The organism is Streptomyces sp. NPDC089799 (assembly GCF_040684755.1).
Classification (GTDB): domain Bacteria; phylum Actinomycetota; class Actinomycetes; order Streptomycetales; family Streptomycetaceae; genus Streptomyces.
In genome coordinates this window covers 37298-47716 of sequence record NZ_JBFBGR010000050.1, presented here as the reverse complement: position 1 = coordinate 47716, position 10419 = coordinate 37298, and the positions used below count along the sequence as shown (strand labels likewise).

11 protein-coding genes are annotated in these 10419 nt (G+C 70.0%); 6 read left to right on the top strand and 5 right to left on the bottom strand.

Annotation, left to right across the window (positions count from 1 at the left end; translation table 11 throughout):
- Positions 1-75: 75 nt before the first annotated feature.
- From AB0O36_RS34475 to AB0O36_RS34465, 3 genes are read right to left on the bottom strand one after another with little or no spacing between them, the layout of a single operon-like run.
- Positions 76-1143, bottom strand: a complete 1068-nt coding sequence (locus AB0O36_RS34475) for a Zn-dependent alcohol dehydrogenase (protein ID WP_365117303.1) — start codon at positions 1141-1143, stop codon at positions 76-78.
- Positions 1140-2378, bottom strand: a complete 1239-nt coding sequence (locus AB0O36_RS34470) for an acyl-CoA dehydrogenase family protein (RefSeq protein ID WP_365117300.1) — start codon at positions 2376-2378, stop codon at positions 1140-1142. The genes AB0O36_RS34475 and AB0O36_RS34470 overlap by 4 nt, the downstream gene beginning before the upstream one ends.
- A 10-nt stretch (positions 2379-2388) precedes the next feature.
- Positions 2389-3300 carry an SDR family oxidoreductase gene (locus tag AB0O36_RS34465; protein ID WP_365117297.1) on the bottom strand — a complete coding sequence of 304 codons (912 nt, stop codon included), beginning with the start codon at positions 3298-3300 and terminating at the stop codon, positions 2389-2391.
- Positions 3301-3384: 84 nt separating this feature from the next.
- Between AB0O36_RS34465 and AB0O36_RS34460 the strand changes: the two genes are divergently transcribed.
- Positions 3385-4311, top strand: a complete 927-nt coding sequence (locus tag AB0O36_RS34460) for a cyclase family protein (protein ID WP_365117295.1) — start codon at positions 3385-3387, stop codon at positions 4309-4311.
- A gap of 22 nt (positions 4312-4333) precedes the next feature.
- Here the strand turns inward: AB0O36_RS34460 and AB0O36_RS34455 are convergent, their stop codons facing one another.
- The gene (locus AB0O36_RS34455) at positions 4334-5740 is read right to left on the bottom strand and encodes a hypothetical protein (protein WP_365117293.1); all 1407 of its coding nucleotides are present in this window, start codon (positions 5738-5740) and stop codon (positions 4334-4336) included.
- A 120-nt stretch (positions 5741-5860) separates the two neighbouring features.
- Here AB0O36_RS34455 and AB0O36_RS34450 point away from each other — a divergent pair, with 120 nt between their 5' ends.
- Positions 5861-6058: a hypothetical protein gene (locus tag AB0O36_RS34450; RefSeq protein ID WP_365117290.1), complete on the top strand. Its 198-nt coding sequence runs from the start codon at positions 5861-5863 to the stop codon at positions 6056-6058.
- Positions 6059-6298: 240 nt separating this feature from the next.
- Positions 6299-6724, top strand: coding sequence for a hypothetical protein (locus AB0O36_RS34445; RefSeq protein ID WP_365117288.1), 426 nt, complete (start codon positions 6299-6301; stop codon positions 6722-6724).
- Positions 6725-6809: 85 nt separating this feature from the next.
- Here AB0O36_RS34445 and AB0O36_RS34440 read toward each other — a convergent pair whose 3' ends face one another.
- On the bottom strand, positions 6810-7217 hold the full coding sequence (locus tag AB0O36_RS34440; protein ID WP_365117286.1) for an ATP-binding protein: 408 nt from the start codon (positions 7215-7217) through the stop codon (positions 6810-6812).
- 248 nt (positions 7218-7465) lie between these two features.
- Between AB0O36_RS34440 and AB0O36_RS34435 the strand changes: the two genes are divergently transcribed.
- The 3 genes from AB0O36_RS34435 (at position 7466) to AB0O36_RS34425 (ending at position 9165) form a co-directional block, all read left to right on the top strand.
- Entirely contained in the window at positions 7466-8317 is an 852-nt protein-coding gene (locus AB0O36_RS34435) for a Scr1 family TA system antitoxin-like transcriptional regulator (RefSeq protein WP_365117285.1), read from the top strand.
- Between the two features lie 13 nt (positions 8318-8330).
- The gene (locus AB0O36_RS34430) at positions 8331-8537 is read left to right on the top strand and encodes a DUF397 domain-containing protein (protein ID WP_365117313.1); all 207 of its coding nucleotides are present in this window, start codon (positions 8331-8333) and stop codon (positions 8535-8537) included.
- Between the two features lie 202 nt (positions 8538-8739).
- The gene (locus AB0O36_RS34425; protein ID WP_365117282.1) at positions 8740-9165 is read left to right on the top strand and encodes a hypothetical protein; all 426 of its coding nucleotides are present in this window, start codon (positions 8740-8742) and stop codon (positions 9163-9165) included.
- Positions 9166-10419 lie beyond the last annotated feature (1254 nt).

Below are 10419 nucleotides of genomic sequence, written 5' to 3'. Positions count from 1 at the left end.
GCTTTCCCGTGGGGTGGGGGCGGGGGGGGCTCGACCCCGCCGGCGCCCGTCACGGCCGTGACTCCCGGAAGGCCGTCAGAAGGTCAGGACCCCCCGCGCCACCCGCCCGTGGTGGGCGTCGTCCGCCGCCTTCGCGAAGTCCTCCACCGGGTAGACCTCGGTGACCAGCTCGTCCAGCAGCAGCCGGCCCTCCCGGTACAGCTGCGCGTACAGCGCGATGTCCCGCTGCGGGCGGGAGGAGCCGTACCGGCAGCCCATGATGGTCTTGTCCAGGTACAGGGAGGAGACCTGGAAGGCCGCCTCCTCCCTGAAGCCCGGCACGCCCAGCAGCACCGCCTGTCCGTGCCGGTCCAGCAGGTCGATGGCCTGCCGGATCAGCTTCACGCTGCCCACGCACTCGAACACGTGGTCCGCGCCCGTCGGCAGGACCTCCTTCACGGCCGCTGAGGTGTCCGGCACCGCCGAGGCGTCCACGAAGTGGGTGGCACCGAACTGCCGGGCCACCGCCTCCTTCGCCGGGTTGGCGTCCACGGCCACGATCACCGACGCGCCCGCGATCCGCGCCCCCTGGAGGACGTTGAGCCCGATCCCCCCGGTACCGATGACCACGACCGACTCGCCGCGGTCCACCTTCGCCCGGTTCAGCACCGCGCCGACGCCGGTCAGCACCCCGCAGCCGATCAGGGCCGCGCTGGTCAGCGGGATGTCGGAGGGGATCCTGACGGCCTGCACGGCCTTGACGATGGTCCGTTCGGCGAAGGCCGAGTTCGAGGCGAACTGGAACAGCGGCTGCCCGCCCCGCGAGAACGGCTGCCCGGGCATCCCGATCGCCTTCCGGCACATCGTCGGCCGGCCCCGGTCGCAGTCGGCGCAGGCCCCGCAGTTCGCCAGGGTCGACAGCGAGACGTGGTCACCGGCCGCCACGTGCGTCACTCCCGCGCCGACCGCCTCCACCACCCCGGCCCCCTCGTGGCCCAGCACCACCGGCGGCGGGAAGGGGATCGTCCCGTCGATCACCGAGAGATCGCTGTGGCAGAGCCCGGCCGCCGCGACCGCCACCAGTACCTCGCCCGGACCCGGGTCGCGTATCTCCAGGTCGTCGACCACCTGCGCCCGCTTGCCGTCGAACACGACGCCTCTCAACTGAACCTCCTGGGCTCCTTGGGGAGACCGAGCACCCGCTCGGCGATGATGTTCCGCTGGATCTCGTCCGAACCGCCGTAGATCGTGTCGGCGCGGGTGAACAGGAAGAGCCGCTGCGCCTCGTCCAGCCCCTCCTCGTACGGCTCACCGGGCGCCCAGTCCCGCACCCCGGCCGCGGCCCCCGCGCCCCGGACCGCCACCGCCAGCTCCCCGAGCCTCCTGTGCCAGCCGCCCCACAGCAGCTTGGCCACGCTCGGGGCTCCCGGATCCCCGGTGCCGCCCAGGGTGCGCAGCGCGTTCCAGCGCATGGTGCGCAGCTCCGCCCACGCCCGGACCAGACGGTCCCGCAGGACCGGGTCCGCGGCGCCGCCGCCGGCCCCGCCCGCCCCGCCCGCCCTCAGGTGGTCGGCGACCACCTGCTCCAGCTCGGCCGCGAAGCCGATCTGCTGGACCAGGGTGGACACCCCCCGCTCCAGGGCCAGCAGGCCCATGGCCACGGTCCAGCCGTTGCCCTCGCCGCCGACGACCTCCTCGGCGAGCGCGCCGTCGAAGAACACCTCGTTGAACTCGCTGGTCCCGGACATCTGCCGGATCGGCCGGACCTCGACCCGACCCGGCTGGTCCATCCGTACGAGGAGGAAGGACAGCCCCTGGTGGCGCCGGGAGCCCGGCTCGGTGCGGGCGAGCACGAAGCACCAGTCGGCGTCCCGGGCCAGCGAGGTCCAGATCTTCTGCCCGGTGACGCGGTGGCCCGTGCGCCCGGCGGCCGTCTCGCGCACCGCCGTCGTACGGATCCCCGCCAGGTCCGAGCCGGCCCCCGGCTCGCTGTAGCCCTGGCACCACAGCTCCTCGCCGCGCGCGATGCCCGGGAGGAGGCGGTCCCGCTGCTCCCGGCTGCCGTACGCGAGCAGCGTGGGCGCGAGGAGGTTCTCCCCGATGTGGCCGACCCGTCCGGGGGCGCGCACCCGCGCGTACTCCTCGGCCCACACCACCTGTCCGGTGAGGGAGGCCCGCTGCTGCCCGTACGCGCCGGGCTCCGCCTCCCAGCCCAGGCCGATCCAGCCGCCCCGCCCCAGCTCCCGCTCCCAGGCGCGCCGGGCAGCGACCCCCTGATGCTCGCTGCCCGGCCCGCCCAGCCCCACGGCGTCGGCGTACGGGCCGACCAGGTGTCCGGCGAGCCAGTCCCGCGCGGACGCCCGGAACTCCCGTTCCGCCGTGCCGAATCCGAAGTCCACCGCCCGGCCCCTACGCGTTGGGGCGGTCCTTGGCGGCCGCCGCCCTGGCCATGGCCTCCAGCTGCGCCAGCATCGGCATCGGGTCGGTGCCGACGGTGCCGGGCAGGAAGTCGGCGATCTTCTCGGGGGTCCAGGCGCCTTCGGCGTAGCCTGCGCGCAGTTCGCGCGGCTGCGCCCACACGGCGATCTTCGGGCCGGCGATGGTGTACACCTGCCCGGTGATGTCCTCCTGCCGGGCCCGGTCGCTGAGCAGGTAGGTGACGAGGGCGGCGACGTCCTCGGGCTCCCCGATCTCCTTGAGCTCCATGGGCACGTTGGCCGACATGCGGGTGCGGGCGACGGGGGCGACGGCGTTCGCGGTCACCCCGTACTTGTGCAGGCCGAGGGCGGCGCTGCGGACCAGCGAGATGATCCCGCCCTTGGCGGCCGAGTAGTTGGCCTGGGCGACGCTGCCCTGGTGGTTGCCGCTGGTGAACCCGATGAGGGTGCCGGTGCCCTGCTTCCGCATGACCGCGGAGGCCGCCCGGAAGACGGTGAAGGTGCCCTTGAGGTGGGTGGCGACCACCGGGTCCCACTCGCCCTCGCTCATGTTGAACAGCATCCGCTCGCGCAGGATGCCCGCCACGCACACGACCCCGTCGATACGGCCGTACTGCGCGAGCGCGGTGTCGACGATCCGCTGCCCGCCCTCCATCGTGGACACGTCGTCGGCGACGGCCACCCCCTCGCCGCCCGCCCCGGTGATCTCCTTCACCACGGCCTCGGCGACCTCGCTGCTCGGTTCCCCGCCCTCGATGGAGACCCCGTAGTCGTTGACCACGACCCGTGCGCCCTCGGCGGCGGCGGCGAGCGCAACGGCCCGGCCGATGCCCCGCCCCGCGCCGGTGACGGCGACGACCTTGCCTGCCAAGAAGTTCCCCACGTCCGGCCCCTTCCCGCGGTTTCTGACGGACCGTTAGATTCTAGGGGCAGTCGGATGTGCGCGCACAAGCCCCGAGGAGGACCCATGTCCCTGCCGGCCGAGTTCCACGAGATCGCCAAGCGCGTGAACAACTGGGGCCGCTGGGGAGCCGAGGACGAGATCGGCACCCTGAACCTGATCACCGCCGAGGTGGTCCGCGAGGCCGCCCGCGAAGTCCGGACCGGGCTCCGCGTGCCGCTCGCCCTCCCCCTCAAGGAGGACGGCGTCCAGGCCGGCCTGATCCCCGGCCGGATCAACCCGCTGCACACGATGGTGCAGATCAACCAGGAGATCTTCGGGCCGGGCACGGTGGCGTGCAGCGACGACGCGGTGACCATGGGCCTGCAGTCGGCCACCCACTGGGACGCCCTGACCCACGTCTCCCACTCGGGCCGGATCTACAACGGCCGCCCGGCCTCCTCGATCACCCCGCACACCCGGGCCGCGTTCAGCGGGATCGACAAGGCCACCCCGATCGTCTCGCGCGGGGTCCTGCTGGACGTCGCCCGCGCCAAGGGCTTGGACCGCCTGCCCGGCGACCACGCGGTCACCCCGGCGGACCTGGCCGAAGCCGAGGAATTCGGCCGGGTGGAGGTGCGGGCCGGCGACATCGTCCTCGTCCGCACCGGCCAGATCCAGACCTACCTCGCGGGCGACAAGCACGGCTACGGCTTCCCCTCCCCCGGACTCTCGGTGCGCACCCCGGAGTGGTTCCACGCGCGGGACGTGGCGGCCGTCGCCAACGACACCCTCACCTTCGAGATCTTCCCCCCGGAGATCGAGGACCTGTGGCTGCCGGTGCACGCCCTCGACCTGGTCGAGATGGGCATGCACCAGGGCCAGAACTGGAACCTCGAAACCTTGTCCACAGCCTGTGCAGAAGAGGGCCGCTACGCCTTCCTCCTCTCGGCCATGCCCGAACCCTTCGTCGGCGGCACGGGCACCCCGGTGGCACCGGTGGCGATCCTCTGAGACGTCCGGCGGGCGGCCGGGGTCAATTCGGCCGCTGGCCCTGGGCTGCCTTCAGCAGCCCCGCATAGGGGATCTCGGCAATCGAGCCGGGGATGAGCTGGAGGCCGTAGAGCTCTTCAGCACGCTTCCTCGTCGCCGCGTCGTGCAGGTCGTACGTCTCCTTCTCGCCCGGCAGGGACACGTCCACGTCCAGGTAGGGACCCGGAGGCCGCGTGTTCCCCCGAAGCACCCACCACAGCGTCACGCGCTCCCGGCCCCGCGTCACGTTCAGGAGCTCACTGCTGTTGGAGAACCGGGACTGGTACCTGCGGTATTCGGAATCGGGCCCCGGCGGATCCTTGTCCTCACCCTTCGCTTTGAGCTCACTCCTCCACTTCCCGGAATCCCCGTAGTCCTCAGACATTTTCAGTCGATCCTTCCGGACCACATATGCCTCGACCTGCGCCGCGATCGCCTCGAATTTAAGATCGCCGGAACTAGGGATCCTTGCGACCACATCCTCCGAGAAGTCCTCTTTCGGATTCAATGACCGCCCGGGCGGTCTGATGAATTCACCGGGCTGTATCAAGACGGTGTCGGCCGACGACGGGCTCACAACGTTCCCGATGCCGCGAATCCAGTACATGCTGCCCAGGATGTATACCGGAACTTCACCGGTGTTCCTGATGTTCAGACGGACTGGCACGTACATCGTCGTGCCGTCCCTGCCCAGACTCGGCGTTCCGAATTCGGCCGAGGTCTGCACGATCGGAGACGTGACCGAGGGCACATAGATCTGCGTGTACGCCAGATTGGCGATGACGATGAGGGTGGAGACGACCGCCCCGAGCGCGACCCTCCAGGGATTCCTCAGGCCTTCCCAGGCGCGGTTTCGGACGAGGATCCACAGAGCCCATGCCGACAGGACCGTGAGGGCTATCCAGCGCAACATGTAGTGCGTGTAGGGCTGGCTGATGATGTGCATGTAGAGCAGCAGCAGCCCGACGAGAAGGGCTACCAGGACCCCTAGCAGAAGAATGGGGCCGGAGTACTTTCGTTTCCGCTTTCGCCAGTAGTCGCACGCGGCCACAGTCGCCAGCAACTCCGCCGCGCCCATGATCAGGAAAATCAACCCGGTCGCGCGGCCGGCAAAGGTGAGCGCATCTATCGTGTCGCGTTTCCCGATCACGAGGCAGATGCGCGCGGTCACCAACAAGCCGACCGCCATGAGAATCCCGGTGATCCGCCGCCGCCACGGGCGGTCCGGCCAGACCGTGTCGTCTCCGCCGAGCCATTGGATGCCGTTTCCGGGTTCCACACCGGCATGCCGCAGGAGGTCGTGCAGTTCGTGGAGGGACCACACCGCTCCCGCGGACTTGCCGTCGATCACGACTTTGCGCAATCCGATGCAGTCCGGCGGCCCCACGACTATCGCGGGGATGTTCTCCATGACACCAGCTTGCCGCTGCACTTGGGAAGACGCAGCTCGGAGCCCACACCCGAGGTGCACGCCCGGGCGTACGGGGCGAAGCTGGTCATGACCGTGTCGCTCGTCCGCCCGGAGGTTCCGATGCGCACACGAATCCTCGGATTCGCCACGGCCGTCCTGCTGTTCACTCTCGGCGGCACGGCCGCCGCCGCACCGACTCCCCCGCCCACCGTCGACGCGCAGACCTGCGAGAAGGGCGGGGGATCCGTGGACTACGACTCCCTCAAATCCCAGTGGGTCTGCACCAACGGCAAGTACAACGGGAAACCGATCAAATGAAGGCGGAGAACCGCGGCCCCACCCAGACCGGGACCGGCAGCTCACTCTTCGAACATGACTGCACGGAACGTCAGAACACCGTGCACACCTGACACACCGCCGTCCCGAGCGGCCCATGGGACCCCGGAACCGGGCATTCCACCCCACAGGCACCACCCCCTCCCGCACTCCCGTGCGAGCCGGTACGCTGCGGTGCCCCCGACCCCCGGGGGCTCTGTTTACCGCTCGGGAGTCCCCACCATGGCCATGAAGAAGGCCACCATCACGCAGCAGGTCCACGCTGCCATCGCCCAGGCCAACCCGGCCGACCGGCCCCTCGTCACCGTCCAGGCCGTCGCCGGCCCCAGCGTCTGGCTGATGAGCATGCTGGGCCTGATCGGCCAGGCGTTCCTCACGTACTACTTCATCACCGTCACCGAACAGGCCGTAGTCGTCCACCGCGCCTCTCGGATGAGCAACCGCCCGCAGGAGATAGCCTTCGCGATCCCCCGCGCGCAGGCCGTCGGCCTCGTCTCCCAGATCAACAACAACACGATCTGGAGCAACTTCCACATGCAGCTGCCCAACCAGCAGGGCCCGACCCGCATGAACGTCCACCGCATCTGGCGCGACGAGCGCGACCAGCTGCTCTCGCTCCTCGCCGGCCAGCCCGCCCCCACGGCCTGACCGTTCCGGCGGTCTGGCCGCCTCGACGGCCCCGCCGCCCCCCGCCCGCCCCGCCGGTGCTCCCCACACCACCGGGGCGGGCGCCCTACACACCGTCCCCGCCTCCGGCGCCCAACCGGAACCACACGGCCTTCGCGGTGTCGTCGACGACCACGGCGGCCCAGTCGTCCGCGTACGCACCGAGCAGGCCGAGCCCGCGCCCGCCCTCCCGCAACAACCCCCATCCGCCGCTCGGCCACCGTTCGGGGGCACTGTCGTACACGTAGACCGTGACTCCCCCGCCGTCCGCGAGCGCGACCTCCACCCCGATCTCGTCACTCCCGCTGTGCCGATGGGCATTGGTCACCACCTCCGAGGTGCACAACCGGGCCGCCTCCACCAACTCCCCGAGCCCGACCGTCCGCAGGACCAGCACCACCCACTCCCGTGCGATCCAGGGCGTGTCCGGCCTGCTGGGGGCCACCAGCCGGTACGTGCTCATGCTCGTCTTCATCGCTGCTTCTCCCCACGCGTACGAGTTCGCGCTGCACGCCAGGCACGTGGCATTGGCCGCCCCCAGGTGACGCGCGCCAAGGCGCGCGTCAGCGGCTGCACTTCGGTCTTACAGGCGTATGACGCGGTGCTGCGACCGACTGTAGCGGGATGGACTCACTAGTGATGCCGTTTCGCATCAGGAGTGCATCAATGTGGACCAGTCCTTGTTGACGGGCCACACTTGGACCCGACACGAGAGGGAGGCCGATGCCCAACAGGAAGGCCCCGACGGCCCGGCAGCAACGACTCGGCGCCGAGCTGCGCAAGATTCGAGAGCACGCCGGCTTCACTCCGGCCCAAGCGGGCCAACTCCTCGGGACCGACCGAACGAACATCGCCAACACCGAATCGGGACGCTCGGGCGTCAGCGAAGAGCGCGTTCGCACTTGGGCGGGTCACTACGGTTGCTCGGACGAGAAGTACATCGACGCCCTTGCCGCCATGGCCGAGGAACGCGCACAGGGATGGTGGCTGGAGTACCGCGGCGTCCTATCCTCAGGCGCACTCGACCTTGCCGAACTGGAGGCCGGTTCTGTCGCACTGCGGGCCGTCCAGATCATGCACGTCCCTGGGCTGCTCCAGACCGAGTCGTACGCGCGCGCAGTCTTCGAGCAGGCCGTACCCCCACTCAGTCCGACCAGTCTTCGACGACAACTCTCGTACCGGCTGCGCCGCCGGGACGTGCTGGACGGCCCCAACCGGCCGCAATGCACCTTCCTGATCCACGAGGCGGCCCTGCGGCTGGAATTCGGCGGCCCCAAGGTGACGAAGGCCCAGTTCGAGAGTCTGCTGGAGCAGTCGGAGCGGGACAACGTGACGGTCCGCGTGATCCCGTTCTCGGCAGGCGGGTTCCCGAACGCCGGGTCCTCGACCCTGTACGCACATGGGCCCGTACCTCAGTTGGACACCGTGCAGACGGACACTGTGCATGGCCCCGCCTTCCTCGACGCCGAGACCCGTCTCGCGAACTACCGGGCGATCCTCGACCGAACCGAGGAGCGATCCCTCAGCCCGGAGCGGTCGCGCGACTTCATCCGCGAAAGAGCCGAACAAGTATGAGGGCGTGGGAATAGTGGATATCAAATGGGAGAAGTCCCGATACAGCACGGACGCGGAGGGCAGCAACTGCCTTGAGGTGGCTGCCGTCGAAGGGGACGAGATCTGGCTGCGTGAGAGCGATGAACCCGACGTGATCATCCGCACCAGCCGTGCGAAGCTCCAGGCGTTCCTTGACGGCGCAGCAGCAGGCCAGTTCGACAAGTACGGCACGCGCGCATAGCGATGACCCAGGAAGCGGCCCCCGCCAACGGCGGAGGCCGCTTCTTCATGCTTCACGAGTTGGCATATGCCGACTCACTCGTTGGACGTCAAACAGTTGATGCCACTCCGCCGCAGACGTTAGGTTCCCGGTGCATGGTCTGCGAACGCCCTTTTTCGCAGCTGAGTTGACGTGCCATCACTTGCCAAAGAGAGGGCGAAGCATGCCCAGGCACACTTCAGCAGCTTGCACAGCAGAGGTCCGCACGGGCTACTGGTGCGAGGCGGTCCGCTACCGGGACACGTACGACGACCGACCCGAGCTGCTCGACCGAATCATGCTCGGCACCCCCGAGGCCGCCATCCGCCTCATCCACACCCGGATCCGCACCGGACACCCCTTCTCCCTCTCCCCCACGGACACGGACCAGGCCCTCGTGCTGGCCGACCGGGGAAGTCGGATCCACGCCCTGGCCGCACTCCACCGCGGTGAGCCGGCCGGCTTCAACCTCACCCTGCACGACGGCCTCCGGATCGGATGGCGCGTCCTCCCCATCCGCCACCTCGCGGTCACCATGCACGGGCTCCCCACACCACGGACGGCAGCAGAAAGCGAGGCCGGACCGGGGCAACAGCCGAACGCCACGTGAGCCCGACTACTCGGTGAGGCCGGTCAGGGTGTGCCGGGGCGCCGCTTGGACGGAATCGGGGAGGTGCCCGGGGGCTGCCCGTCAGTCCCAGTGTCATTACGGGTCCGGCAGTCCTGTCAAGGGCGCTCCTTCGTCGCGTCGCCCGGAGGGCGATGGCCCTTTGGGCCACCCTTGACAGGCCTGCCGGCCCCGCAACGACAAGGACTGTCGGGCCGCCCCCGGGGGACGGCACGGGGGGACCCAAGGCCACACCTGCTCTGGCGTTGGCGGGCACGGGCAGCGGCTCCGCTCGGCCGGCCGCCCTCCGGGCGGGAAGCCGAATCGCAGTCGACGGGATGACTGCACGAAACGACGCCCAGGGCGCATCAGATCTCTACGTGCTCCTGCCGGAGGGCGAATTCGGCCCGTCAGTGGCCGTACATAGGCCGCGATTGATCGCTACGAGGTTCGGGCCGTCTCGGCGGCTGATAGGCCGGTGGGTCTTGTGCGTGCGGATGGCGGCAGACGCCCACGATCGCTACGCGGTTCGGGCCGGTCCCGGCGGCCGACAGGCCGCGATGGGGCTGGTGCATGCAGTTGGCAGACGGCGGCGCGGGCGACCGCTACTCGCTTTGGTCTGTCGGCGGATGCGGTGCTCCAGGGGCTGGGGAGATGACGCAGATGATCGCTGTGTGCTGATGCCGGGACGGCAGCTGACAAGCAGACCCGGGGTGGGGCTGACGTCCGAGGCGCACGCATTGTCGGGGAGGTCGGGCGGCAGCCTGACTGCTCGTGGCGACCGAAAGATCCGTCGTTCCATGCAGGCTGCCGCCTCCGGCGGCAGCCGGCCGCTGCCGCTGGAACGGGTGGCCCGTTCGCCGTCCGGCGGGAGCACGGAGCGGTCGATGGCGGGTCCCCCGCCGCCATCCATCCGTCCGCACGGACGGCCTGCCGGCCGCCATGCTCCGAATGCCCACGTAGCGATCGATGGCGGCCTGTGTTCGGCCACGGGCGGGTCGGATCCGCTGAGAAAGCAGGAGCATGTAGCGATCTGACGCGCCCTGGGCGCGCTGGCGTGCAGTGATCCCGTCGACCGGGATTCGGCTTCCCGCCCGGAGGGCGGCCGGCCGAGCGGAGCCGCTGCCCGTGCCCGCCGAAGCCGATGACGACTGGCCTCGGGTCCCCCGTGCCGTCCCCCGGGGGCGGCCCGACAGTCCTTGTCGTTGCGGGGCCGGCAGTCCTGTCAAGGGTGGCCCAACGGGCCATCGCCCTCCG

Bases quoted from the DNA above. Each gene is read 5' to 3' on its own strand.
- AB0O36_RS34460 (WP_365117295.1), top strand. From the start codon at position 3,385: ATGTCCCTGCCGGCCGAGTTCCACGAGATCGCCAAGCGCGTGAACAAC.
- AB0O36_RS34455 (WP_365117293.1), bottom strand. From the start codon at position 5,740: ATGGAGAACATCCCCGCGATAGTCGTGGGGCCGCCGGACTGCATCGGA.
- AB0O36_RS34450 (WP_365117290.1), top strand. From the start codon at position 5,861: ATGCGCACACGAATCCTCGGATTCGCCACGGCCGTCCTGCTGTTCACT.
- AB0O36_RS34445 (WP_365117288.1), top strand. From the start codon at position 6,299: ATGGCCATGAAGAAGGCCACCATCACGCAGCAGGTCCACGCTGCCATC.
- AB0O36_RS34440 (WP_365117286.1), bottom strand. From the start codon at position 7,217: ATGAAGACGAGCATGAGCACGTACCGGCTGGTGGCCCCCAGCAGGCCG.
- AB0O36_RS34435 (WP_365117285.1), top strand. From the start codon at position 7,466: ATGCCCAACAGGAAGGCCCCGACGGCCCGGCAGCAACGACTCGGCGCC.
- AB0O36_RS34425 (WP_365117282.1), top strand. From the start codon at position 8,740: ATGCCCAGGCACACTTCAGCAGCTTGCACAGCAGAGGTCCGCACGGGC.